At 70.7% G+C, this 24,676-nt stretch carries 24 protein-coding genes; 14 read left to right on the top strand and 10 right to left on the bottom strand.

The window, feature by feature from the left end; all coding sequences use genetic code 11:
- Positions 1 to 81 precede the first annotated feature (81 nt).
- Positions 82 to 1,155: a TIGR01777 family oxidoreductase gene (locus KOI47_RS08370; RefSeq protein ID WP_232376622.1), complete on the bottom strand. Its 1,074-nt coding sequence runs from the start codon at positions 1,153 to 1,155 to the stop codon at positions 82 to 84.
- Between the two features lie 54 nt (positions 1,156 to 1,209).
- Between KOI47_RS08370 and KOI47_RS08365 the strand changes: the two genes are divergently transcribed.
- Complete coding sequence (locus KOI47_RS08365; RefSeq protein WP_216215419.1) at positions 1,210 to 1,695, top strand: hypothetical protein; 486 nt, start codon at positions 1,210 to 1,212, stop codon at positions 1,693 to 1,695.
- Between the two features lie 12 nt (positions 1,696 to 1,707).
- Here the strand turns inward: KOI47_RS08365 and KOI47_RS08360 are convergent, their stop codons facing one another.
- The 3 genes from KOI47_RS08360 to KOI47_RS08350 are packed head-to-tail and all read right to left on the bottom strand — an operon-like array spanning position 1,708 to position 3,139.
- Positions 1,708 to 2,346: a maleylpyruvate isomerase family mycothiol-dependent enzyme gene (locus KOI47_RS08360; RefSeq protein ID WP_216215418.1), complete on the bottom strand. Its 639-nt coding sequence runs from the start codon at positions 2,344 to 2,346 to the stop codon at positions 1,708 to 1,710.
- Positions 2,343 to 2,816 carry an SRPBCC family protein gene (locus KOI47_RS08355; protein WP_216215417.1) on the bottom strand — a complete coding sequence of 158 codons (474 nt, stop codon included), beginning with the start codon at positions 2,814 to 2,816 and terminating at the stop codon, positions 2,343 to 2,345. The genes KOI47_RS08360 and KOI47_RS08355 overlap by 4 nt, the downstream gene beginning before the upstream one ends.
- Complete coding sequence (locus KOI47_RS08350) at positions 2,813 to 3,139, bottom strand: ArsR/SmtB family transcription factor (protein ID WP_332461448.1); 327 nt, start codon at positions 3,137 to 3,139, stop codon at positions 2,813 to 2,815. The genes KOI47_RS08355 and KOI47_RS08350 overlap by 4 nt, the downstream gene beginning before the upstream one ends.
- 114 nt (positions 3,140 to 3,253) lie before the next feature.
- Between KOI47_RS08350 and KOI47_RS08345 the strand changes: the two genes are divergently transcribed.
- Positions 3,254 to 4,765, top strand: a complete 1,512-nt coding sequence (locus KOI47_RS08345) for an ArnT family glycosyltransferase (RefSeq protein WP_232376621.1) — start codon at positions 3,254 to 3,256, stop codon at positions 4,763 to 4,765.
- Here KOI47_RS08345 and KOI47_RS08340 read toward each other — a convergent pair.
- The gene (locus KOI47_RS08340) at positions 4,759 to 5,745 is read right to left on the bottom strand and encodes an RNA polymerase subunit sigma-70 (RefSeq protein WP_232376620.1); all 987 of its coding nucleotides are present in this window, start codon (positions 5,743 to 5,745) and stop codon (positions 4,759 to 4,761) included. The genes KOI47_RS08345 and KOI47_RS08340 overlap by 7 nt on opposite strands.
- Positions 5,746 to 5,840: 95 nt before the next feature.
- Here KOI47_RS08340 and KOI47_RS08335 point away from each other — a divergent pair, with 95 nt between their 5' ends.
- Complete coding sequence (locus KOI47_RS08335) at positions 5,841 to 6,218, top strand: nuclear transport factor 2 family protein (protein WP_216215414.1); 378 nt, start codon at positions 5,841 to 5,843, stop codon at positions 6,216 to 6,218.
- A gap of 7 nt (positions 6,219 to 6,225) precedes the next feature.
- Here the strand turns inward: KOI47_RS08335 and KOI47_RS08330 are convergent, their stop codons facing one another.
- Complete coding sequence (locus KOI47_RS08330) at positions 6,226 to 6,735, bottom strand: hypothetical protein (RefSeq protein WP_216215413.1); 510 nt, start codon at positions 6,733 to 6,735, stop codon at positions 6,226 to 6,228.
- A 693-nt stretch (positions 6,736 to 7,428) separates the two neighbouring features.
- Here KOI47_RS08330 and KOI47_RS08325 point away from each other — a divergent pair.
- Both KOI47_RS08325 and KOI47_RS08320 read left to right on the top strand, forming a co-directional pair.
- Entirely contained in the window at positions 7,429 to 9,783 is a 2,355-nt protein-coding gene (locus KOI47_RS08325; RefSeq protein WP_232376619.1) for a Tex family protein, read from the top strand.
- Positions 9,784 to 9,855: 72 nt separating this feature from the next.
- Positions 9,856 to 10,320 (top strand): GreA/GreB family elongation factor, encoded by a 465-nt coding sequence (locus KOI47_RS08320; RefSeq protein WP_216215411.1) that lies wholly within the window; start codon positions 9,856 to 9,858, stop codon positions 10,318 to 10,320.
- A gap of 7 nt (positions 10,321 to 10,327) precedes the next feature.
- On the opposite strand, the gene KOI47_RS08315 is transcribed toward KOI47_RS08320, so the two are convergent.
- Complete coding sequence (locus tag KOI47_RS08315; RefSeq protein ID WP_216215410.1) at positions 10,328 to 11,230, bottom strand: AurF N-oxygenase family protein; 903 nt, start codon at positions 11,228 to 11,230, stop codon at positions 10,328 to 10,330.
- A 145-nt stretch (positions 11,231 to 11,375) separates the two neighbouring features.
- On the opposite strand from KOI47_RS08315, the gene KOI47_RS36120 reads away from it, so the two are divergent.
- Both KOI47_RS36120 and KOI47_RS08305 read left to right on the top strand, forming a co-directional pair.
- Positions 11,376 to 12,956, top strand: a complete 1,581-nt coding sequence (locus KOI47_RS36120; RefSeq protein WP_269756699.1) for a choice-of-anchor A family protein — start codon at positions 11,376 to 11,378, stop codon at positions 12,954 to 12,956.
- A 30-nt stretch (positions 12,957 to 12,986) separates the two neighbouring features.
- Positions 12,987 to 13,430, top strand: a complete 444-nt coding sequence (locus KOI47_RS08305; RefSeq protein ID WP_408629899.1) for a carboxymuconolactone decarboxylase family protein — start codon at positions 12,987 to 12,989, stop codon at positions 13,428 to 13,430.
- Positions 13,431 to 13,523: 93 nt separating this feature from the next.
- On the opposite strand, the gene KOI47_RS08300 is transcribed toward KOI47_RS08305, so the two are convergent.
- On the bottom strand, positions 13,524 to 14,297 hold the full coding sequence (locus KOI47_RS08300) for a TetR/AcrR family transcriptional regulator (protein WP_216215408.1): 774 nt from the start codon (positions 14,295 to 14,297) through the stop codon (positions 13,524 to 13,526).
- Positions 14,298 to 14,491: 194 nt separating this feature from the next.
- Here KOI47_RS08300 and KOI47_RS08295 point away from each other — a divergent pair, with 194 nt between their 5' ends.
- From KOI47_RS08295 to KOI47_RS08285, 3 genes are all read left to right on the top strand, one after another.
- Entirely contained in the window at positions 14,492 to 17,404 is a 2,913-nt protein-coding gene (locus KOI47_RS08295) for an AfsR/SARP family transcriptional regulator (protein WP_332461447.1), read from the top strand.
- Between the two features lie 295 nt (positions 17,405 to 17,699).
- Positions 17,700 to 18,581, top strand: a complete 882-nt coding sequence (locus KOI47_RS08290) for a universal stress protein (protein WP_216215407.1) — start codon at positions 17,700 to 17,702, stop codon at positions 18,579 to 18,581.
- 37 nt (positions 18,582 to 18,618) lie between these two features.
- Positions 18,619 to 19,275 carry a superoxide dismutase family protein gene (locus KOI47_RS08285; protein WP_216215406.1) on the top strand — a complete coding sequence of 219 codons (657 nt, stop codon included), beginning with the start codon at positions 18,619 to 18,621 and terminating at the stop codon, positions 19,273 to 19,275.
- Positions 19,276 to 19,311: 36 nt separating this feature from the next.
- Here the strand turns inward: KOI47_RS08285 and KOI47_RS08280 are convergent, their stop codons facing one another.
- A complete protein-coding gene (locus KOI47_RS08280) occupies positions 19,312 to 19,626 on the bottom strand; it encodes a DUF3040 domain-containing protein (RefSeq protein WP_216215405.1) in 315 nt (104 codons plus the stop codon).
- Positions 19,627 to 19,709: 83 nt separating this feature from the next.
- Between KOI47_RS08280 and KOI47_RS08275 the strand changes: the two genes are divergently transcribed.
- The 3 genes from KOI47_RS08275 to KOI47_RS08265 all read left to right on the top strand — a co-directional run bounded on the left by KOI47_RS08275 (position 19,710) and on the right by KOI47_RS08265 (position 22,665).
- On the top strand, positions 19,710 to 20,597 hold the full coding sequence (locus KOI47_RS08275; protein ID WP_216215404.1) for a class I SAM-dependent methyltransferase: 888 nt from the start codon (positions 19,710 to 19,712) through the stop codon (positions 20,595 to 20,597).
- Between the two features lie 106 nt (positions 20,598 to 20,703).
- Entirely contained in the window at positions 20,704 to 21,096 is a 393-nt protein-coding gene (locus tag KOI47_RS08270) for a hypothetical protein (protein ID WP_216215403.1), read from the top strand.
- Positions 21,097 to 21,144: 48 nt separating this feature from the next.
- Complete coding sequence (locus tag KOI47_RS08265) at positions 21,145 to 22,665, top strand: alkaline phosphatase D family protein (protein ID WP_216215402.1); 1,521 nt, start codon at positions 21,145 to 21,147, stop codon at positions 22,663 to 22,665.
- A gap of 3 nt (positions 22,666 to 22,668) precedes the next feature.
- Here the strand turns inward: KOI47_RS08265 and KOI47_RS08260 are convergent, their stop codons facing one another.
- Positions 22,669 to 23,202 carry a hypothetical protein gene (locus tag KOI47_RS08260; RefSeq protein WP_216215401.1) on the bottom strand — a complete coding sequence of 178 codons (534 nt, stop codon included), beginning with the start codon at positions 23,200 to 23,202 and terminating at the stop codon, positions 22,669 to 22,671.
- Positions 23,203 to 23,385: 183 nt separating this feature from the next.
- Between KOI47_RS08260 and KOI47_RS08255 the strand changes: the two genes are divergently transcribed.
- A complete protein-coding gene (locus KOI47_RS08255; RefSeq protein ID WP_216215400.1) occupies positions 23,386 to 24,615 on the top strand; it encodes a helix-turn-helix domain-containing protein in 1,230 nt (409 codons plus the stop codon).
- Positions 24,616 to 24,676 lie beyond the last annotated feature (61 nt).

The raw sequence follows: 24,676 nt of genomic DNA, 5'->3' as shown, positions 1-24,676 counted from the left end.
TAAAATAAGCAGACATACACCCGCCCTCGTAGCCAGCTACCACATGAAGTCGATCCCGATTTTCCCTTCGGCCCGACCTGGCTATTGTCGCCTCTCGCTCGTCGTGCCTGCCACCGATTTGCTGAGCGAGCCGCGCCGGGTCCGGCGCACCAGTTCGTGTGCCGCGTCCGGCCAGTGCGGGTGGTCGAAGGAGAAGCCCTGGTCCAGCAGGACGCCCGGGATGACCCGGCGGCTCTTCAGCAGCAGCTCGGTGTCCGAGCGGAGCACGAACGCGCCGATCTCGGCCATCCACGCGGTCGCGGGCAGGCCGAACGGGATGCCGCGGGCGGCGCGCAGCGTGCGCATGAACTCGCGGTGCGGCAGGGGGTTCGGCGCGGCCAGGTTGACCGGCCCGTGCAGGTCGTCTCGCTCCAGCAGGAACTCGATCGCCCGCAACATGTCCCGGTCGTGGATCCAGGAGACGAACTGCGCTCCCCCGGCGACCGGGCCACCGAGGCCGAGCCGGACCATCCGCAGCAGCATGTCGAAGATGCCGCCGCGGCCGGGGCTCATCACCATGGCCGTGCGGAGCGCGACCTTGCGGGTATGTGGCGTTTCGGCCTGCTGCTGCGCCTCTTCCCATGCCTTGGCGATGTCCACGCTGAACGCCCAGTACCCGGGAACATCGGCCTCCGTGCCGCCGATGATGCCGGTCGCCTCGTCATTGGCGACATCGAAGCGGTGGGCGTAGATGGTGGCCGTGCTCATCTGCAGCCACACCGGCGGCGGGTCGGCCGCCCGCTCGATCGCCGCGCCCACGGCGCGGGTGGAGTCCACCCGCGAGTTCATCATGGCCCGCAGGTTCCTCGGGGTATAGCGGCAGCTGACGCTGCGACCTGCCAGGTTGAGCACCGCGTCGCAACCGTCCAGCTCCGCCGCCCAGGCCCCCAGGCTGCGGCCGTCCCAGTGCACGTGCCGGACACCAGGCCCCAGCGCGAGGTCATCCCGGCGGCTCAGGACCACCACCTCGTGCCCGGACGCGGCCAGCTCCCGGCTCAGGAACTCGCCGATATGCCCCGTACCCCCGGGTAGCACGATCTTCATGAACTCCCCCTCGCCGATGTCCGGCCCGGCGAAACGACCGTAGCACCGGAGGTCACCCCGAAATGCGCCCACCGGATTTCCGGAAACCCGCCACGGCGGCGCGCTCCGGCTGACATGCTGGCGCGCATGATCGAGACCGCGGAGCTGGCAGGCTTCTGGGCGGCACACGGTATCTGGTCGGTCTCCGACGGCGAGACGTTGATCCCGATGCTGGCCTACGAGCAGCCCAACGGTGAGCGTGGCATGGACCGGTTCATGCTCGACGACATCGGCGAGTCCACCCGGGCCGCCCAGGAAGTACTGGACGGCAACGAACGCGATGCCATCCGCGCCGTGCTGGTGGCCGACGCCTATCTCAACCTGGACACCGGCCGGACCGACGCCCTGATCGTCGACGCGGTCAGATACGGCCTGGGGTCGCTCCGGCTGGCCGTGCCGTACTGCCCGCTGACCGACTCGACCGCCTTCGCCGTCTACCGCCCGACCTTCCTCGAGGTCACCGGCGTGGGACAACCGGACTACGACTCGCTGGCGGACGCGTTCTTCGCCGGGGTGGACTCCCATGAGGACGCCGCCGCCGTGTGGAACGCCCACCTCGCGGAGCCTGCCTGACGGCCGCGACGGTCAGACCCGCGCGGCGAGCAGGGGCAGGCCGGGGCCGGACAGTTCGTCGAGCGCACCGGCACGTCCTGCGATCGCCATCAGCAGTGCCTCCGCTGGTCCGCGTACCTCCGGCCCGGAACCTCGCGACCAGTCCAGGTCGGTGGCGACCAGGGTGAGGCCACGGGCCCGGACGAACGCGCGGATGGGCGGCGCGAGCAGCGCCAGCCGCAGGGTGGTCCGTAGCCGGTCCCGGGGTATGTCCCGGGGCAGGCCAAGCGGGCGGCGAATGTCCTGGTGGTGAATCATGCCGTCGACGAGTGCGATCATGCCGCCGAAGCCGGCGGGTAACCCGCTGGGGCGCTGGTGGGCCCGCAGCAGTGCGATCAGCTCCCGTGGTTCGCGGGCGTACTCGGCCACACCGAGCTGGTTGATCCGGCCGGGAACGAACCGGCCACGGGCGAAGCGCTTCGTCGTCTCCCACCAGCTCAGCTCGTCGTAGCTGATCACGTGCGCGACCACGTCCCGGACGGTCCAGTCCGCGCACAGACTCGGCGCCTGCCACTGCGAAGGGGTCAGCGTCTCGAGAAAGTCGGCGAAGTCGGCGCGCTCGTCGGCCGCCAGTGCAAGCACCTCCCCGCCACGCCGTCCTGGCCCGGTCATCCGGCCGCCTCGGCGAACCGGTCCAGGGTGCCGGTCCAGCCACCTGGCGAGTCGAACACCGCGTACATCACATCCGCCTGCCCGTCGTAGCGCTCCAGGTGCCGGTGCCGCAGTTCGACCAGGGTGCGCCCGGCGGACTCCTCGGTGAAGGTCACTTCGACCTCGGTTTCCAGGTCCGGATCGAACCGCCAGTTCGCCCCGATCTGCCATAGCAGCACCACCGTGTCCGGCGGCTGCCATTCACCCACCCGGCCCCAGTCGCACTCGGTGCCGTCCACCCCGCGCTCGTACCACCGGCCACCGGGCCATGGCTCGACGATCACCTCCGCGATCGCCGAGGAGCCGATGGAGTGTTCGCGTGGCCAGAACTCCCCCATCCGCGCGGTGAACAGTTCGAAAGCCCGTTCCGGTGGCAACGGCACGCGCACCGACCGGTGCACCTGAATCTCGGCGGTGGGTTCTGCGGTCATCTCGGATACTCCTCTGGTTCGGCCCGGTCTGGATGGGCTGCTTCGGATTCGGCCAGCGCGGCGAAGGTGTCCAGTGCGGTGGTCCAGAACCGGTCGAGATAGTCCCGGACGGCCGCGAACCCGGATCGGTCGATCCGGTACAGGTGGCGAGTGCCTGCCACCGACACGTCCACCAGCCCGGCCTCCTTGAGCACACGCAGGTGCTGCGACACCGCGGGCCGGGAGATCGGTAGCTGGTCGGCCAGCGCACCCACGGGCAACGGGCCGGCCGACAGCCGTTCCAGGATCAGGCGACGGTTCGCGTCACCCAAGGCGTCCAACACCCTCGCGGCAGCACCAGGCACAAGGGTAAGTCTTGACTAACGGTAAGTTGGTGTCAACCGTTCGCCAAAACTTACCGTTGGTGCCACAGTAGCGGGCTTCGCTAGGCTTCGGGGATGGGCGGCATGGGGGCAGGGGGACAAGCCGGAACACCGGCAGGCGCACTGCCCCGGTTCGCGCCGACCCCGGTCACGCTGATCGCGGCATTGCAGGTCGTGGTGCTCACCGCGATGTCCGGCCGCTACGGCTTCCACCGCGACGAGCTGTACTTCCTGGTGGCAGGCGACCGCCCCGACTGGGGTTACGTGGACCAACCACCCCTCACCCCGCTGCTGGCCGAGGTCGCCACGACCTTGTTCGGCGAGACCCCGGTCGGCCTGCGAGTGGTCGCGACCCTGGCCGGTGCCGCGACCGTGGTCGTGGCGGCACTGGTGGCGCGCGAACTCGGCGGCGCCTGGCGGGCACAGGCGTTCGCGGCCGGCATGATCGCCGCGTCGACCTTCGTGCTGGTGGTCACGCACATGCTCTCGACAACGACCGTCGACATGCTGATGTGGACGGTCATCGGGCTGCTGACGCTGCGCCTGCTGCGCACCGGCGACGGGCGCTGGTGGCTGGCGATCGGCGCCGCGGCCGGGGTCGCACTGGCCAACAAGTGGCTGGTGCTGCTGCTGTTCGCCGTGCTGGCGGTCGCACTGCCGCTGGCAGGGCAGGCGCGGGCGCTGCGCACCGGCTGGCTGCCTGCCGGGATCGCCGTGGCCGCGGTACTGGTGGCACCGCTGGTGGTGTGGCAGGCCACCAACGACTTCCCGATGCTGACCGTGGCGGGTGGCATCAGCGCGGACGACGGCGCCGAGAACCGCCTGATGTTCGTCCCGCTTCAGCTGGCATACCTCTCACCCGTCCTGGTTCCGGTGTGGCTTGCGGGGTTCCTCCGGATCTGGCGGGACCCCGGCCTGCGCTGGGCCAGGGTGTTGCCGATCGGCTACCTGCTGCTGTGTGGTGTGCTGCTCCTGCTCGGCGGGAAGCCGTACTACGCGATCCCGCTGCTGATTCTGCTCACCGCCGCCGGGGCGGGGCCGGCACTGGCCTGGCTGGACGCGGGTCGGTACGCCGCTCGGCGGGCACTGGCAGGCGGACTCGCCGTCGCCGGCATCACGATGTCCGCGCTCATCGCCTTGCCCGTGCTTCCACCTGGGTCGCTGAACGGCCCGATCCTCGCGTTGAACAAGGAGCAGGGCGAGCAGGTCGGCTGGTCCCGGTTCGCGGCCACGGTCTCCGCGGCCTGGCGCCGGGTACCGCCACGGGAGCGGGCCACCGCGGTGATCTTCACGAGCAACTACGGCCAGGCGGGAGCACTCGAACAGCACGGCCCCGTCTTCGGCCTGCCGCGGCCGTACTCCGGTCATATGTCCTATGCGGACTGGGGACCACCGCCGCACGACCGCACCGGCAAGGTGCTGGCGGTGGGCGCCACCCCACCGCAGTTCACCGGCTGCGAGGTGGTCGCCGTGCACGACAACGGCTTCGGCCTGGACAACGACGAGCAGGGGACACCCATCTCGCTGTGTACCGGAACCACTGCGCCCTGGTCGCGGATCTGGCCGCTGCTGCGGCACTTCTACTGAGAAGCGGGGAGGTGACGCGGCAGGTCCTCGGCCAGGAAGCGGGTGAGGGCACGGATCCGGTCCTGGTGGAGGGTGAGCACGAGCAGCCCGGCCGGGGTGGCGGGCTCGCCGAGGTAGCAGGCGAACGCGGGTTGTGTGTTCGCCCGGGTGGCGACCAGGCGCACCGGGTGACTGCCGTCCCAGCCGAAGCTGGCCCGCAGGAACCCCGCGATCGCCGCGGGACCGTGGTACTCGTGCGGTGCCGGGGGCATGGCCAGCCACGCGTCTTCGGTGAGCAGCGCGACGACCCCCTCGACGTCCCCTGCCGTGAAAGCCTCGGCGAACCGGCGGGTCAGCTCCCACTCCGCCGCGGAGCCCTCGGGTGGGGTGCGCTCGCGGTCCACATCGGACCGGTGCCGCTCCAGTGCCGCGCGGGCCCGTTGCAGGGTGCCCTTGATCGCCGTCTCGCTGGTCCCCAGCATGGTCGCGACCTCAGCGGCCGGGTAGCCGAGCACGTCCCGCAGCACCAGAGTGGCCGCCTGCCGGGGTGGCATCAGCTGCAGGCCGGTGACGAAGGCGAGTTCCACCGACTCCCTGAGATGGTATCTGGCCTCCGGCCCCGGCGCGGCGTCCGCGACCTGCTCCAGCAGGGTGTCCGGATAGGGCTGTAGCCAGGTCGGATCGCCGCGGCGGGTGGGCTCCGGCGGGTCGAACGGGGGCACCGGCTCGGGCGGCCGCCTGCGCCCGGAGTCCCGTAGCGCGTTGAGGCAACGGTTGGTGGCGATGCGGTACAACCAGGACCGCAGCGAGGCGCGGCCTTCGTACCGCCGCAGACCTCGCCAGGCGGCGACCAGTGTCTCCTGTAGCAGGTCCTCGGCATCGGTGCGCGAGCCGAGGATGCGGTAGCAGTGCAGGTGCAGCTCGCGCCGGTACGGGTCGGTCAGCTCCCGGAAGGCCTGCTCATCCCCCGCCCTGGCGCGGTCGAGTGCGGTCTGGCTCACAAATCGCATCCTGTCACGCCCCGGCCGTTCCGTTCGGCGGCTCCGCGGTGTCCGAACAAGTACAAGATCACAACCAGCGGAACAAGGAGATCGCCATGACCGAGAACACCAGCCCGGCCCTGGACATCGCGCTCGCCTATCACCGGGCCTGGACCGGAAAGGACTTCGAGCGGGCCATGACCTACGTCGCCGAGGACATCGTCTGCGCGGCGCCGCCCGGGCTCATCGAGGGCGCGGAGGCGTTCCGCGGCTTCATGGGTCCCTTCACCCAGATCCTCACCGGCTCGACCCTGATCGCGGCCTTCGGCGACGCGGAGACCGCGCTGCTGATGTACGACACCGAAACCGTTCCGGTCGCCAGCGCACCCGGGGCCGAGCACCTCACCGTCCGGAACGGCAAGATCACGCACCTCCGGATCATCTTCGACCGGGCGCCGTTCGACGCCGCACGCGCGGCGCGCTCCGCATCCTGAGCAGCGCTCAGTCGAGCACCCGCACGGTGACGGTGTAGGAGGTCCGTGCCGCGACGTCCTCCCGGTACAGCACCTGCTTGATCTGCCGGTCGTTGCGGTACAACCAGACCGCCGCGAGATCATCCAGATGCAGCAGCGGCCGCCGGTACCGCTTGTCCTTCAGCACGTCGCCCACCCCGCCGAGGAAGTTGGTGGCATCGGAGAGCCGGTCCTCCTGCGCACGGTGCACGGTCAGCTCCAGTGCCACCGCTTCGTGCCCGGCAGGGGTGAAACCCTGCCCCGCGCTCGCCTCCTGCGCGGCATGCAGCAACGACCGCACCCGTGGTGCGTGCGGGTGCCCGGCGCCGAAGATGGAAAGGGCCTCGCTCCTGGCCGGAGGCAGTCCCGCCACCGGGAACGACACCTGGCGGGTGGTGGGACGCTCCGTCCGGCTGCCGGACAGCGTCGTCTGGTAGTAGGCCATGACGGCGTTGTCCATCACCTTGGTGCGGCTGGTCGACCAACCCGCACCGGTCACCTGGTTGCTGCCACAGCTGCCACTCGTGCGCGCGCAGCGCGAAGAACTTCCCCGTCCACCGCCGGTCCATCGGCACCAGCCGCCACAGCCGGTCCGCGAGCTCACCCGGTGCCTCGGGATCGTCGATCCGCAGCTGCTCCAGCTCCGCGATGGCGGGCCCGGCGCGCCGCAGCGCACTGGCGAACTCCTCCTCCGGCACGAGTTCGGAGGCACGGTGTCCCAGCCGCCAGGCCCGCAACGTCCGGTACAGGTCCGTGATGAACTTCCGGTCGGCGAGGGCCGCCTCCACTCCCCCTGCCTGCTGCCTGCGCGCGATCGTGGCGCGATGCGTGCTCAGTTGCCTGCTGGCCGGTGCGGTCAGGTTGGCGTAGCTGTCCACGTACCAACCGAACCCGGCCACCAGCCGGTCCAACCGATCCTCGACCACGTCCCTGCGCGCCACCGTGCGACCTCCGAGGGTTCCGTCGCTCCGACGCCCGTACATCGACAGCGGTCCACATTTTGTTGCATATCAGGAATCGTTCTCAAAATCCGGTTGTTTGTTTGTATCCGTCCCCGAGAAATATCGGAGCGAAGCGGGTTCGGCCGGGATGCAGGCCCGACTGGCCGCCCACCGGGTACAGGTCGGCGTCGCACCGCGTAGCTTGGCCATGCACAATGCGGTCGGACGTCAGCGAGAGAACGGGTCGGAACGTGGCGGTGTCGATACATCACAAGATCGCCGAGGAACTGGGTGTCGGCGAGCGGCAGGTGCAGGCTGCGGTGGAGCTGCTGGACGGCGGGGCGACCGTGCCGTTCATCGCGCGCTACCGCAAGGAGGTCACCGGCACCCTGGACGACACCCAGCTGCGCACCCTCGAGGAGCGGCTGAACTACCTGCGCGAGCTGGAGGAGCGGCGGAACACGATCCTCGACTCCATCCGTGAGCAGGGCAAGCTGGACGCCGAGCTCGAGGCCAGAATCATGGCCGCCGAGACCAAGGCGCGGCTGGAGGACATCTACCTGCCGTACAAGCCCAAGCGCAGGACCAAGGCGCAGATCGCGCGGGAGGCGGGGCTGGAGCCGCTGGCGGACGGGCTGCTGGACGATCCGGGCACCGACCCGCAGGCCGCCGCGGCCGTGTTCGTGGACGCCGAGAAGGGCGTGGCCGACGCCGCCGCCGCGCTGGAGGGCGCGCGGGCCATCCTGGTGGAGCGGTTCGCCGAGGACGCCGACCTGATCGGCGAGCTGCGCGAGAAGATGTGGGGCCAGGGCAGGCTCGCCGCCAAGGTCCGCGAGGGCAAGGAGACCGAGGGCGCCAAGTTCGCCGGCTACTTCGACTTCGCCCAGCCCTTCACCGAGCTGCCATCGCATCGGGTGCTGGCCATGTTCCGCGGGGAGAAGGAGGAGGTCCTCGACCTCACCGTGGAGCCGGGTGGCGAGCGGGAGGCCGGACCGACCGAGTACGAGGTGGACATCGCGGCCCGGTTCGGCATCGCCGACCACGGCCGTCCCGCGGACAAGTGGCTGAACGACACCGTGCGCTGGGCCTGGCGCACCAAGATCCAGCTGCATCTCGGCATCGACCTGCGGATGCGGCTGCGGCAGGCCGCCGAGGACGAGGCCGTGCGGGTCTTCGCGGCCAACCTGCGGGACCTGCTGCTGGCCGCGCCCGCGGGCACCCGGCCGACGATGGGGCTGGACCCCGGCTACCGCACCGGGGTCAAGGTGGCGGTGGTGGACGACACCGGCAAGCTGGTGGCCACCGACACCATCTACCCGCACAAACCGCAGGCGCGCTGGGACGAGGCGCTGGTCGCGCTGGAGAAGCTGGCCAGGGAGCACAAGGTCGAGCTGGTCGCGATCGGCAACGGCACCGCCTCCCGGGAAACCGACAAGCTGGCGGCTGACCTGGTCAAACTGCGCCCCGAGCTGAAGCTGACCAAGGTCATGGTCTCCGAGGCAGGCGCCTCGGTCTACTCGGCATCGGCCTACGCCGCGCAGGAACTGCCCAGCCTGGACGTGTCCCTGCGCGGGGCGGTCTCGATCGCCCGCAGGTTGCAGGATCCGCTGGCCGAGCTGGTGAAGATCGACCCGAAGTCCATCGGCGTCGGTCAGTACCAGCACGATGTCGCCGAGGGCAAGCTGTCCCGCTCACTCGACGCCGTGGTCGAGGACTGCGTGAACGCCGTCGGGGTGGATGTGAACACCGCCTCGGCCCCGCTGCTGACCAGGGTGTCCGGCATCGGCTCCGGGCTCGCCGAGAACATCGTGCTGCATCGGGACACGCACGGCCCGTTCCGTTCCCGCACCGCACTGAAGGAGGTCGCGCGGCTCGGGCCGAAGGCGTTCGAGCAGTGCGCGGGCTTCCTGCGGATCCGGGACGGGGACGACCCGCTGGACTTCTCCAGCGTACACCCGGAGGCCTACCCGGTGGTCCGCCGGATCGTGGACGCCGCGGGCACCGAGACCCGTGCGCTGATCGGTAACTCCAAGGCGCTGCGCGGGTTGTCCCCCGAGCGGTTCGTGGACGACACCTTCGGGCTGCCCACGGTCACCGACATCCTGAAGGAGCTGGAGAAGCCCGGCCGCGACCCCCGGCCCGCCTTCCAGACGGCCACCTTCGCCGAGGGTGTGGAGAAGGTCACCGACCTCCAGCCGGGTATGCAGCTGGAGGGTGTGGTCACCAACGTGGCCGCGTTCGGCGCCTTCGTGGACGTCGGGGTGCACCAGGACGGCCTGGTGCACGTATCGGCGATGTCCAAGAACTTCGTCAAGGACCCGCGCGAGGTGGTCAAGCCGGGTGATGTGGTGCGGGTCAAGGTGCTCGAGGTGGATGTCGAGCGCAAACGAATTTCGCTGACCCTGCGGCTGGACGACGAGGTCGGCGGCAAGGCGGCCAAGCCGGGCGAGAAGGGCGAGCGCAATCGCGGAGGCCCGCAGCAGAACCAGCGCCGTGGCCAGCAGCAACGCCGCGACCGCGGCGCGGGCGGGCGCGGCAGGCAGGGCGACTCCGGCGGCGGCGCACTGGCCGACGCACTACGCCGAGCGGGTTACGGGAAGAACTGACCAGCGGGATACGGCGGTTACGCAAGATCACGTTGTGCTGCCGTATCCCGCTTTCCCGTGGACAATGTCCGCATGACGTCCACAGGTGGGTTGAGCCCAACGGCACGCGCGCGGCTGGAAGAGGAACTGGCCCAGTTGCGCGAACAGCGCACTGCGCTCGCACCGCGGCTGAGCGAGGAGTCGCTCGGCGACAGCGCCGACCAGGCCGACATGCTGGAACGCGCGGAGGGCGCCGCGTGGATCGACCGCCGGATCAGCGAGATCGTCGACATGCTCAGCGGCGCGGGACAGGAGGAGTACCCGATCCCGCCGGGGACCACGGTCACACTGCGTTTCGACGACGGGGACGAGGAGACCCTGCGGATCGTGGCCATCGCGGAGGACGCCGCCGACGAGGACTCGGCCTCGGCGCTCACCCTGGACAGCCCGCTGGGCCGGGCCATCGTCGGCCACAACGCCGGGGACACCATCACCTACCGGACCCCGCACGGCGAGGCGGCCGCGGAGATCGTGGAGCTGAAGCCCCCGCCGGACTGATCCCCGGTCAGGAACCCAGCAGGTGGCAGCGGCGCCACAGCCGCTCGCCCGTTCCGCCGATCAGGCCCTGCTCGCGCAGGAACGGAACCACCTTCTCGCCCATCCAGGTACGGGTGGCGTGGAAATGCGGGTTGGCAGCGGCCGCCGCTCTCCCCTCGGCGGGGTCGATCCCGACGCTGGCGTACACCCGGGGGTCGACAAGGCATTCCACCACCGCGTAGGAGACCACCGCGGTGCGCCAGCGATGCAGCCGCAGCCCGGCCCTGCTCAGCTTCGGCATGCCGCGGATGATCTCCTCACGGGCGTAGCGCACATGCCGCGCCTCCTCGATGACATGGATCCGGTTCACCGCCCTGATCAGCGGCTGGATCCCGGTGTCGTCCATCATCGAACGCTGCAGCCGGTCGGTGGTCTCCTCGGCGACCAGCACGCAGGCGAACATCGAGGGGCCGCTCGCGGTGGCCTTGAAGGCCCTGGCGAGATTGTGCACCAGCCGGGGAGCGCCGTACCGGGGCACCCCGAGCCGCTCCGCCGTGCGGGCGAACATCACCGAGTGCCGGGTCTCGTCACCGATCTCGGTGAGCGCGTACTGCGCGTGCGGGCTGCGCGGGTCGAGGTCATAGGCGTAGCGGGTGAGCATCTGCATGAGGATGATCTCGAACCAGAGCCCCACGCTCATGATGCTGGCGATCTCGTGCTTGGACAGCTCGATCCGCTGCCGCTCGGAAAGCCGCTCCCAGAGATCGGTGCCGTAGAGCGACATCCGCTCCAACGGCATGTACGGCTTGTCCTCGGCCAGCGGGGCGGCCCAGTCCACGTCGAGGTCGGGGTCGTAGGAGTTGCGCGCCGAGGAGGTGAGCAACCGTGCCGCGGTGGTGTCGCGATCACCGGCCTGCCCGGTCCGAGCCATGGTCAACCTCCACCATCTGTGGCCTCGTACTTACTCGCTAGTAGATAGCGTACCGTTCCGCCGACCCCATCGGGGGATTTCGGTCGTCCCACCGCGCGCGACCCGCGCAGTCCGGTGACGATCAGGCGCTGGATGCCCACGGCGAGTGATCGAGGTGGCTATGCGTGGCAGCGGCGGTCTGATCGCCCTTTCGACCGGTTCCGTGCTGGCCATGACGGCGGCACTGGTAGTGCTCGGTGCCGGTGCGCTGCCGGGCAGCGCGGCGACCCTGCCCGGCGGGCTCGGACCCTGCGTACCCGGCGACTGCCCCGACCCCTACCCCGCGGTGAACAACGGCGAGTTCGCCGGCCGCGACAACGGCATCAACCTCTTCGTCGGCTCCGACTTCCGGGTCGGCGGGCGGGCCGCCGAGGCCGAGGGCAGGGTCGTCGTGCTCGGCGACTTCGCGCTGGCCAAGGACGCGGGCGGATCGGCCGTCTACAACGTGGGCATCGCGGGCGTCGGCTCCAGGGTGCCGCCGCCGGAGGGCGCGGACTTCCTGACCACCGGAGGGAACGTCACCGTGGCCGAGGGGCAGCGCCTGCTCGCCGACGGCGGGGTAGTCCGGCACGCCGGCACGGCCGAGGGCACCATCACCGGCACGGTGATCGCCGACCCGGAGGCCGCCACGCCCTACACCGGGCTGCGCGGCCAGTTGCAGCAGGCAAGCCAGTGCTACGCCCGCACGGAGGATGGCCCGCGCCCGGCGACAGGGACCGCGGTGAACCAGGGCTACCAGACCCTGTTCACCGGCGACGGCACCTCCGCACTCCAGGTGTTCAACGTGGACTTCGACATCGCCAGCGCCACCGGCGGGCAGCAGGGGATCGCCTTCGCCGGTATCCCCGAGGGCGCCACCGTGCTGGTGAACGTGCTGGGCACGAACCGGACGATCAACACCTACACCGGGGATCTCAACGACACGGATCCGGTGAACGCCCTGCGCGAGCGGCTGTTGTGGAACTTCCCCGACGCCACCACGGCGAGTATCGGGGGCACAGCGCAGTTCCAGGGCAGCGTGCTGGTCGGTAACCCGGACAGCGAGACCACGGTGACCGCACCCGGGGTGAACGGGCGGTTCTTCACTACCGGCTCGCTCACCCACACCTCCGCGGCCAGCGGCGGCGGGGGCAGGAGTTCCACGCCTACCCCTTCGACGGTGACCTGCCGTCCTGCGTGGACGAGCCGGAACCCACCACCGAGCCGACGACCACCAGCGACACCACCACCGAAACCACCACCGACAGCACGACCACGGAGCCGACCACCGAGACCACCACCACGACCGAACCGACCACCACGAGCGACACCACCACCAGCGAAACCACCGAGCCGACGACCACCGAATCCACGACAACGACCACGACCTCCGGCGAATCGACCACCCCACCCGAGTCCAGCACCGAGCCCACCGGACCGACCGGGTCCACTGACTCCACCGAGCCCACCGGGCCGGAGGAGTCGACCAGCGCGGTCGCTCCCCCGGTCGTCACCTCCCGGCCGTCCACCGGGCTGGCCGACACCGGTGCCCCGATCGGCCCCGCGGTCGCCGCCGGCCTGCTCCTGCTCGCCCTCGGCCTCGGCCTCTTCGCCGCCAGCAGGCTCAGCTCCGGCCGCGGGCGATAGGCGGTCACATTCCTGGCCCGCGAACCGTCAAGGGAGTGACGGAGGAAAACCCAGGCTGTGACCACAGGAGGCAAGCAGCATGCAAGCACGGATGACGAATCCCGTCTCGGTCCTTCCGGACTCGATGAAGGCCATCCAGTCCCTGATGAAGTCCTTCCAGGAGGCAGGTGTGCCTTCGGCCACGCTGCACCTGAGCCATCTGCGGGCGAGCCAGATCAACGGCTGCGGCTTCTGCGTGGATCTCGGTGCCCGCCAGGCCAAGAAGGAGGGCGAGACCGACGAGCGACTGTTCGCGGTGGGCGCGTGGCGGGAGGCGCCCTACTTCACCGAAGCCGAGCGGGCCGCCCTCGCGCTCACCGAGGCCGCCACCCGGCTCAGTGACAGCGCGGACCCGGTGCCGGACGAGATCTGGGCCGAGGCGGCCAAGCACTACGACGAGACCGCGCTCGCCGCCCTGGTGCTCTCGATCGCCACGACGAACCTGTTCAACCGGATCAACGTCACCACCAGGCAGCCCGCAGGCTCCTGGGGCTGACCCCGCACGACCCAAATGCCCTGAACGTGGCGTTCGGGACGTCAGATGTCCCAATAGTGCCGTTCGCGACGTTGAACGTCCGGAAGGCCACGTTCAGGGCCCCGCACCGGTGCGTTCGTGGACGAACATCTCGATTCCGTCGAGCACCCGGAGCAGGCCGAACTCGAAGGCCTGCTCCGGGTCGTATGCCGCGCCGTACTCGGCCCCGGCCGCGGCGCCCACCCGCGCCCCGACCGGGAAGCGGCCCGGGTCCATCATCCGGTTGAGGAAGGGCGCGTGCGCGTTCCACCACTGCTCATCGGTCATGCCGGAGCGCCGGCGCACCTGCGCCGCCTCGACCTCCCCCCGGACGGCGCCGTGCACGAAGCCGTTGACCAGGGTGACCACCGAGTCCATCTCCAGGTCGGACAGGCCGATGCCGTCCACCGCGCGCAGCTCGTACTCGTACTTCGCGCTGTAGTTGGGCCCCAGCAGCGGGCGGCTCGTGGCGACCTGCAGCATCCACGGGTGCCGGTGGTAGAGCGCACGGTTCGCCCTGGCCGCAGCCTCCAGCCTGGCCCGCCAGCCCACCTCCGAGCGCTCGGCGAAGTCCAGCTCCCCGTAGACGGTGTCCAGCATGACGTCCAGCAGCTCGGCCTTGCCCGGCACGTAGGTGTACAGCGACATCGTGCCCACCCCGAGCTGGTCGGCGACCCGCCGCATGGACAGCGTGGCCAGCCCGTCGGCATCAGCGAGGTCGATGGCCGCGCGCACGATCCGGTCCACGCTCAGCTCGGGCTTGCCCTTACGGCTGACCCGCTCCTGGGTCCGCCACAGCAACGCCAGGCTCCGTGCCGGATCACCGGCTCCGCTGTACTCGGTCGTCATGGTGCGGACATCCTACGAGCGCGGCACGGTACTCGCCCGCGCCGGCAGCACGCGGATAACCTGAAACGAATTCAGTATTGCCGGCAGGGGGCATTCACGCCAACTATCACCCATCTAGCCGCCTACCCTGGCAATCGTTGGCGTACAGACATACGATCCGGGCGATCGGACTCCTGCCGTTACGGGCGGTACATGTGTCTGCGATTGCGTTTCGTGTTCTGGGGCCGCTGGAAGTCGACGTGGCCGGCCGCACGCTGCCGTTGGGCGGGCCGAAGCCGCGGATGCTGCTGGCCACGCTGCTGTTGCAGGCCGGAACGCCGGTCTCGACCGATCTCCTGGTCGAGGTGCTGTGGCCGGGGCGGGCACCGCGCTCGGCCGCGGCCAACATCCGCACCTACGTGCACTCGCTGCGCAGGCGGCTGGCCGAGGGCGGGGACGGCGGCGACCGGATCGAAAGCCGCTCCTCGGGGTACCTGCTCACCGCGGAACCCGGCGAGATCGACCTACAACGGTTCGAGGAGCAGGTGGCCGCCGCCCGGCGGGCGCTGAGCGAAAAGGACCCGCGGACCGCGCTGGACCTGCTGGCAGGCGCCGACCGGCTGTGGCGGGGCGAGGCACTGGAGGACCTCACGCACAGTCATCTCTGGGGTTCCACGCTGGCCAGGATCGGGGAGCTGCGGCTGTCCGCCAGCGAGCAGCGCCTGCGGATCAAGACCGAGCTCGGCAGGCACGACGAGGTGGTCACCGAGCTACGCGGCCTGCTGGCCGACCACCCGCTGCGGGAACAGTTCTGGCAGCAGCTCGTGCTCGCCCTCGGGGCCGCAGGCCGGGACGCCGAGGCGCTGCACGCCTACGAGCAGGCCGAGCAGACGTTGTTCGAGGAACTGGGCACCTCCCCCGGCCCCCGGCTACGCGAGGCACGGGAGCGGTTGCGTGCGGCACCGGAGCCGGAGCCTGCCGAGACACCGGAACCGGTCTGCCAGCTGCCGCTGGACCTGCCCGACTTCACCGGCCGCGCGCGGCTGAGCGCCGACCTGCTGCGGCTGATCCGCGAACGCACGGACGCCGGGCTGCCTACCGTCGCCGTGCTCACCGGCGCGCCGGGCGTCGGCAAGTCGGCGCTGGCGGTGCGGACCGCGCACGCGCTACGCCCGTGGTTTCCGGACGGTCAGCTGCACGTGGACCTCGCAGGCACCGCGCCATTCCCGCGCTCGCCGGTGGACGTGCTGCCCGAGTTGCTGCACGCCCTCGGCGTGCGGGACGCGAACATTCCCGCGGACCTCGCCGAGCGGGCCGCGCTGCTGCGCTCCCGCCTTTCCGGTAGGCGGATGTGCATCGTGCTGGACGACGCGGCCAGCTCGGCCCAGGTGCGCCCGCTGCTGCCCGGCGCTGGCGGCTGCGCGGTACTGGTCACCAGCAGGCTGCGCCTTCCCGACCTGGAGGGCGCCCACCCGGCCGAGGTGGACGTGCTCCCCGAGAGTGAGGCCAGCGAGTTGCTCGCCGGGATCGTCGGCGGGCACCGGATCGCAGCCGAACCGGAGGCAGCGGCGGACATCCTGCGGTTCTGCGACCACCTTCCGCTGGCCATCCGGGTGGCGGGCGCCCGGCTGCGCCACCGGTCCCGCTGGCCGCTGCGCACCCTGGCCGACCGGCTGCGCGACGAGCGCGGGCGGCTGGACGAGCTGCGGGTCGGTGATCTCGCCGTACGGGCCAGCGTCACGTTGAGCTACGACCTGCTGCCCGAGCGGGCCGCGCGCGCGTTCCGCCTGCTCGGGCTGCTCGGGTCCGCACCCTTCCCCGGCTGGGCGGTGGCGGCCCTGCTGGACCAGGACCTTGCCGAGGAGGAACTGGACCTGCTGGTGGACGCCCACCTGGTCGAGCTGGTCGGCCCGGACGCCACCGGCAGCCCCCGGTACCGGCTGCACGACCTGCTGCGTTGCTACGCCGCGGGGCGCGCGGAGACTGCCGGGCACCCGGTCCCGCGGGAGGCGGTGCGGCGGCTGCTGACCGGATACCTCGCCCTGGCGCTGCACGCGGCGAAGACGATGCCGATCCACTTCTTCGGGGTGTTCTCCGTCGGCGAGCCGCCGGCAGGCTGGTGTCCCCCGGCGCCCGCGGAGCTGGTCGCCGACCCGGCCGGCTGGTTCGAGGCCGAGCGGCGCCGCGGGGTCGTGGCGGTGGAGCTGGCCGTGGAATGGGGCCTGGACGACCTGGCCTGGCGCCTGGCAGCGGCGTTCTCGCCGTATTTCGACCTGCGTGGCCACCACGAGGACTGGCAGCACACGCACCTGGTCGCGCTGGAGGCCGCGCGGCGGGTGGACAGCCTGCCCGGAATCGCGATCATGCTGCGCAACCTCGGCCAGATCCATCTGTACCGGGACTCCTACGCCGACGCACTGGACGCCTTCGAGCGGGCGCACCAGCTGTTCCTGCGGGCAGGCTACGAGCGCGGCGCGGGCATCGCGCTCTCCGGCATCGGCACCGTGCTGCGGATCCGCGGGGAGAACACCCTGGCCCTGGAACGCAGCCAGGAGGCGCTGACGTTGTGCGCCCGCGCCGGGGACCGGCACAGCGAGGCCGCGATCCGGCTGGCCATCGGCACGGTGTGGCTGGCGAGACAGCACTACGCGCGGGCAAGGGAGTGGTTCGTCGGCGCCTACGAGCTATCCGCGGAGATCGGCGACCGGCACCGGGAGGCGCATGCGCTGAACCGGCTGGGCCTGCTGCACCAGCGGCAGGGCAACCTCGCCGCCGCCAGGGAGCAGGTCGACCGGGCGATCGCGATCTTCGGCGAGATCGGTGACAACCACTGTGTCGGCTACGCCAACCAGCACCTCGGCGAGCTGTGCCTGTACAGCGGGGATCTCGCGCATGCGCGATTGTTGCTGGTCAACTCGCTGAGCGCGCACCGGCGCAACGGCGACCGCCGGTCCGAGGCCGAGATCTCCGAACTGCTGGGCCAGTTGCACGAGAGGCTCGGGCAGCCCGACCGGTCCCGCGCGCACTTCGACCGCGCGCTGCGGATCTGGCGGGAACTCGCCGCGGACGGGGCGCCCCGGCCGCGTGCCGGGAGGACGTCCGCCCGTACCGTGCCCACCTCCGCGTGAGCCCCGCCGGGAACGAGCCCGGCCCGGCGGGGGCGGCACCCGCCGGGCCGAACCCCCAGTGGATACGCAGTCTGGCAGGTTCGCGTGGCTGCCGCGACGACATATTTGCCCTAGCCGCAGGATATCGCGATCGGCGAACAGTCCCCTGTGGACGACAGGAGGTGAACCGGGGCCGATCTCGGGACGTACCAGGGTTGTCCGGTGGCGAACACGGGTGTGGGCACCGGCCGGAGCGGGCATACCCCGGCTGCCGGAAAGCTGTGCAGGCACCCCGGAAGGAGGCAGTGCGGTACCGATGACCGAACGAACCATCCTCGCGGGCTTCGACGGATCGGCGAACGCCCATCAGGCCGTGTCCTGGGCGGCACGGGAGGCGCGGGCGCGCGGCAGGCGGCTGGTGATCGGGCAGGCGTTCAGCTGGCAGCCACCGGCCACCACCTTCCGCTGGGTACCGGCCGAGCCCCTTGCCGAGGAACCGATCCGCCGCGCGACCGCGGAAGCACTGGACGCCATGGCCGGACAGACCCGGGAGCAGGTGCCGGACCTCGAGGTGGACACGGCCTTCCGGGACGGTCCGGCCGCGCCGACGCTGGCCGAGCTGGCCGGGGAACTGGACGCGGAGATGGTGGTGCTGGGCGCCTGCGGGCTCAGCGGGCTACCGCGCACCCTGCTCGGCTCCACCGCAGCCGAGGTGACCCACGCCCTCACCCGGCCCGTGGTGGTGGTCAGGGGCGAGGAACGCCTCGGTGACCAGCCGGTGGTCGTCGGAGTGGACGGCTCGCCGACAAGTACGCGCGCGATCGCGTTCGCCTTCGACTTCGCGGCCCGGCACGGCTGCCCGATCACCGCCGTGCACGCCTGGTCCGACCTGCCGCTGGCGGTGCACGACACCGGCAGGGTACGCGCGCTGGAACCGGACGAGCTGCGCTCGATGGCCGATGAGTACCTCGACGGCTGGCAGCGCCGTTACCCGGAGGTCAAGGTGGACTGGGAACTCGTCGCCGACCGGCCGGCCCGCACCCTGCTGGAACACGCCGAGGATGCCCGCTTGCTCGCGGTCGGCAGTCACGGCCGGGGCCCGGTGCGGCGCGCCCTGCTCGGCTCGGTCAGCCACGCGGTGCTGCACCACGCGAACTGCCCGGTCGCGGTGCTGCGCGACGGGGAGGATCCTGAGTAGCCGATTGAGCCGACCGAAGGGCGGGAACACGAACCCCATGACACAGGCACGACACACGCACACCCGGATACGCGTCGTCACCGCGGTCGCGGTCGCCGGTCTGCTGGCGGCCGCCTGCGGAGGCGAGGACGCGGACTCCGCAGGCGGCGCCACCGGCGAGACCACCACCTCGGCCACCACCGGGACCACGGCGAATCAGGACGAGCCGGGGCTGGAACACAGCGGCAAGCTCGCTCCGCCCAAGTCGGCCAACGGCGCCTACACCTACAACCAGCAGCTGGCACCTGCCGGAGCCGAGCTCACCGTCGATGCCGAGAAGCTGGACCAGACCACCCGGGTCGGTCTCGAGGTGAAGGGACTACTGGCCAACCGTGGCTACGCCGTCCATGTGCACACCGACCCCTGCGGCCCGCAGGGTGCGGACGCCGGGCCGCACTTCCAGAAGAACCAGAGCCCGGACGATGCCCCGCACGACCCCGCCTATGCCAATCCGGAGAACGAGATCTGGCTGGACCTGCGCACCGGCGAGCAGGGCGAGGGCGAGACCACCGCCGAGGTGCCGTTCACCTTCGCCGAACGCGTTCCGGCCTCGGTGGTGGTACACGCCAATGAGTCCACTGCCACCGCCCAGGGTGAGGCGGGCAAGGCCGGTGACCGCATCGCCTGCCTGACCGTTCCCTTCGACACCCTGTGAGCCGGCCGGGCGGGCCGTGCGCGTCCGGCAACCGGCTCACGGCCCGCCCAGCCTGCCGCGGCCGAGCAGGTGCGCGCAGGCCGTGACCCCAGCCGCGATGGCACCGAGGAACACCAGCGGGAAGATCATGCCGACCAGGCCGAACACGACCAGGAAGGCGGCCAGCAGATACACGGCCAGCCGCACCATCCGGCCGTACCGTCGCGGCGGGGCACCCTCCTGCAACGCCTTGGCCAATTCCGGGTCGGACTCCTCGAACCACTGCTCGATCTTCCTGAGCTGCTGCCGATCGTGCTGGCTGAACATCGTCCGCTCCAGTAGTCCGCAGAGGTCGGTCTGCCTGCCTGCCATCCGGAACCCGTTGCCGCCCGTTGGCAAGATGACGCTTGGGCAATACCCGCGAGCCATCCCGGCGAAACCCCGGAAGGAGCCCCATGCGGCCTGGAACGGAACCCGCAGGCGAGCTGGTCGCGGCGCTGCGCGCGCTGCGCGAGCGGGACCGGAAGACGGCACACGAACACGCCATCCGGGCCGGGGAGCAGGGCTGGGTGCTGGGCACCGAGCTGGCCCGCCATCTCGAGGACGGCGCCCGGCCAGAGGTATACGACCAGCCCGCGGCTTTCCGCGCGTTCGTGCGTGGCGGTGGCAACGTGCCGCTGTACCAGAACCTGAGCCGTACGCTGGCCCGGCACTACGAGCTGTCCTGCCCCGGCGGCAGCCTGCTGGACATCGGCTGCGGTGACGGGCTCGCCCTCGCCCCCGCCGTGGAGCTCGCCAGCCCGCCACCGGCCCGGCTCGACCTGGTCGAGCCCTCGGCGGAACTACTGCGCGCGGCCGGGGAACGGCTGGCCGGGTTCGCGGGCGAACTCGGTACGCATCCGGTGGACGCGCAGGCCTTCACCGGATACCTCGGCCCCGGTGATCACTGGGACCTCGCGCAGGCCACCTTCTCCCTGCAGTCGGTGCCGCCCGCGGACCGCCCCGAGGTGCTGCGCGGGCTGCGCGAGCACACCGGCGGGCTGCTGATCGCCGAGTTCGATGTCCCGGACCTGGCCGAGGGAGGCCCGGAACACCTGCACTCGCTGGCGACCCGGTACGAGCGCGGGATCGCCGAGTACGCGGGCCAGGCGGGGCTGGTCGCCAAGGGGTTCATGCTGCCGATGCTGCTCGGGCTGCTGGAACCCGGGCGGCCGCGCACGAACTGGGAACAGCCGGTGCAAGCCTGGCGGGAACTGCTGGCCGACGCGGGCTACCGGGAAACCACGGTGACCCCGATCCACGACTACTGGTGGTCACCCGCGGTCCTGTTACACGCGCGGTGAACTCCGGTTTGGCATTATTTCAGGTCGCGGGTAGGTCTCGTTCGCCCTTCACGGCCAGGGCCGGCGGATAAGAAAATCGGTGCCGGACCCGAAGGGCGGAGGCACCATGTCGAAACGGCACAGGTTCCCACTGATCGTCGGCGGCGCCGCGCTGGCGGCAGCGTTCACGGTGGCCGCGGCCCCGCAGGCGGCCGCGGACAGTTCCCGGTGCACCAGCGACAGCGCCTGCGCGGGGAAGGTGACCTTCCAGTCCTACGGTGAGGTTTTCAAGGTTTACGACCAGCGGGGGGACGGCCATTCGGCGGTCCTGCTGTACTGGCTGCCGGACGGCTCCGGCCCGCACTACGTGTGGAACCACAGCGGCAACGGCAGCGTGGTGACGGCGAATCTGGAGTTCCCGGAAGGCGACTGGGTGACCTACCGGGCCTGCCTCGGCGAGTACGGGCAGCGGCAGATCCTCGAATCCACCTGCGGCAGCCCGACCACCGACTATGCCTGACAGCCTGTTCCGGAACCGGCGATGGCTACAAACTCTGAAGGGGGCGCCATGCCTGACATGAATCGCCGACTGTTCCTGGTGACCGGGTTCGCCGCGGGCGGGACGCTGGCCGTGCCCGGGTTGTCCGCGGCGGGTGCGGGCACCGCCGCCCTGCGCTACCCGTTCCACCTCGGTGTCGCCTCCGGCGACCCGAGACCCGACCGGGTGGTGCTGTGGACCAGGCTGGCGACCGCGCCGCTGGACCTCGACGGTGGGATGGGCGACAAGAACATCCTGGTGGAATGGCAACTCGCCACCGACGAGAAGTTCACCAGCATCGCCGCCTCCGGCAACGCGGTCGCGGTGCCGGGAGAGGGGCACAGCATCCACGCGGAACCGCAAGGACTGTCCCCCGGTACCGAGTACTTCTACCGGTTCAAGGCAGGCGAGCACCTGTCCCCGGTCGGCCGTACCCGCACCGCGCCCGCGGCCGGGTCCGCGCCCGGTTCGCTCAGCTTCGCCTTCGCCTCCTGCCAGCACTTCGAGGAAGGCTGGTACCACGCGCACCGGTTCATCGCGCAGGACGAACCGGATCTGGTGCTGTTCCTCGGCGACTACATGTACGAGAACAACTCCGGTCGCAGCGACCTGGTGCGGGGTTACGTCGAGTTCGACGAGGTCAACCGCCTGGTGGAGCACCGGCTGCGGTACGCGCAGCACAAACTCGACCCGGACCTCCAGGCGGCGCACGCGGCGGCGCCGTGGTTGCCGGTGTTCGACGACCACGAGCTGGAGAACAACTGGTGGGGCGTGAACTTCGACCAGCCGGGCCGCAAGCAGCCCGCGTTCCAGGCGTTCTGGGAGAACATGCCGCTGCCTCGCTCGATGAAACCGGAGAACTCGGCGATCCCGCTGTACCGCACGATCGCCTGGGGCACACTGGCCCGCTTCCACATGCTGGACACCCGGCAGTACCGGTGGAAGCAGGCCCCGAACAACAACAACACGAACTGTGGTGAGTTGCGCCGGACGGACCGCACGCTCACCGGGGACGCACAGGAGCGTTGGCTACTGGACTCGCTGACGGCGCGCGACTCCGGTTGGGACTTCCTCGGCCAGCAGGTCTTCTTCGCCCAGCGGGATGGCGACGGCCGGGCGAGCACCTGCGATGTCAGCGAGGACGCCTGGGACGGCTACCCGGCCAACCGGGAGCGCATCGTGCGGGGCTGGATCGACCGGAAGGTGCGCAATCCCGTGGTGCTGACCGGTGACGTGCACCGGCACTGGGCCAGCGACCTGCGGCTGAACTACCACGATCACGACTCACCGGTGGTCGGCACCGAGCTGGTGACCACCTCGATCACCTCCCGTGGCAGCACCACCCCGCCGAACAACCTGGATGAGAACCCGCACCTGCGTTATATCGGCCACCAACGTGGCTACGTGCGGGCCAGGGTCACCCCGGATCAGCTCACCGCGGAGTTCATGGGTGTCTCCTCGGTGCTCGTTCGCGATCCCGCCAAGGTCGACCTCTCCGTGGTCCGGCGTTTCCACGTGGCCGACGGCCGTCCCGGCCTGCAACCCGGCTGAGGATCAGCAGAAGATCCAGATGAAGCAGGGCTCCTCGGTCTCCGTGGTCGTGGTGGTCTGCCGGGGCGGACTGGGGTCCGGCGGCGGGTCGGGGCTGTCGCTGCGGGCCGTTGTGCTCTGCTCCTCCGAGGTCGGATCGGGATCCGCCGAGGCCGACCCGGTCGAGCTCGCGGTAGTCCCGGCCGAACTCTCGGTGGTGGACGACGCGGTGGAACCGGAGGTCCGAGTGGCACCGGAGCCGGTGCTCGTCGGTCCCGCGGGCACGCCCCGCTCGGACTCTTCCTGCTCCTTCTCATCCGGCCCCACGGTGAGCGCCGTGCGCTCGGGGAAGCGGATGATGGAAGGCTCCTCCAGCCCCTGGTCCTGCTCGCCATCCCCGGGCAGGGTGCTGACCACGGCCGCGGCCACCCCGCAGCCGAACACCACCGCGCCCATCACCGCGAGCACGCGAAGCCGGGAACCCGGACGCGGTGGAACGCGCTCGTCCCACCCTTCGCGCTCCAGCAGCTCGACCACGGATACCTCGTCGTCGTTCACCGAAAGACCCCTCGAAGCTGGAACGCAGCGGATGGTATCGGTACCTTAGAGCCAGGCAAACGGGGCACATAACGAACCACCCGATATCCGCCGATCGGCCCAGGGCACGGGTGCGACGACCGGAACAACGGGCGGCTCGCGGTCCTAGACTGCAGGAATGTTCGACAACTCGGGGCGAGCGCGATGACCCGGCCGACCGTGGGCGTGGTGGGGCCGGGCGACCTCGTCGAGCAGATCGCCCCGGCCACCGAACAGGTTGGTCGCTGCCCGGTGGTGCGCATCCCCTACCAGCACGAGAACGAGACCAGCGCGCTGGTGCGCAAGCATCACGACGAGGTGGACTGCTGGCTGTTCACCGGGATCGTGCCGCGGACCCTCGCCGAACTGGCCCGGGTCGTGAACCATCCCGCCGAGCACGTCTGCTACAGCGGGGTGACCCTGCTCAGTGTCGTGGTCCGGCTGCTGAACGAGGGATACCCGGTGCGCTCGCTCAGCGTGGACACCCTGGACACCGACGACGTGCGGGAGACCCTGGCGGCGGCCGGGCTGGGCGACACCCGGATCGCGGTACTCGCCTACCGCAGCGGGCATACGGCCGAGCGGCTGGTCGACTTCCATCGCAGCGTGCGGCACCGGTTCGGTCCGGACACCGTGGCGCTGACCTGCCTGCGTTCGGCCTTCGCCGTACTCAGCGAGGAGACCCACGCGGTGCGAATGGTGCCATCGCGCAAGGACACCCGGCAGGCCGTGGGCTCGCTGCTGCTGAAGACGCAGAGTCATCGCTACTCCGACGCGCAGGTCGCGGTCGGCTTCGCCCGGCTCGCGGAGCCGGAGACCACGCTGGCCCGGCTGCTGGGCGAGCTCGGCGCCAGCACCACGACGCTGCCGGACGGCAGGCTCGCCTTCGTCACCACGCGCGGACCGCTCTGGGCGGTCACCAGGGGCTTCACCGGCCTGCCGATGCTCGCCGAGCTCGCGGGCCACCTTGCCGAGGTCCACATCGGAATCGGGATCGGCCGGACCGCGGCGGAGGCGGAGGCGCTGGCGAACACCGCGTTCGGCAGGGCACGCGAGGCCGGCGGGTTCATCGCCGCGCTGGCTCTTCCGAACGAGGCGCCAAGGGTGCTGGAGACCGGCACGGCGGAGGCGGAGCAGGACACCGCGCCCGACCTACAGCAGCTCGCCAGCAGGGCGGGGGTCAGCAAGAAGACCCTGCTCACCATCCGCTCGCTGCTGGACGCCCGCGGCGACCGCGGGCTGACCGCGCAGGATGTCGCCAATGGCTTCGGCGTGCACGAGCGCACCGCCCGCCGCCTGGTCAAGCAGCTCGAACGGGCCGGCATCGCGGTGGTGAGCGGGCGGCGGATCAACGGCCCCGGCAGGCCGCTGATGGTCTACGACCTGCGGCTGTAGCGGCACTTCCCACCCCCAGCAAGCGCCCACCCGCCAGCAAGACCCTGAACGTGCCGTTCGA

This window comes from Amycolatopsis aidingensis (genome assembly GCF_018885265.1).
Taxonomy (GTDB): Bacteria; Actinomycetota; Actinomycetes; order Mycobacteriales; family Pseudonocardiaceae; genus Amycolatopsis; species Amycolatopsis aidingensis.
This window is presented reverse-complemented; position numbering and strand designations above follow the sequence as displayed.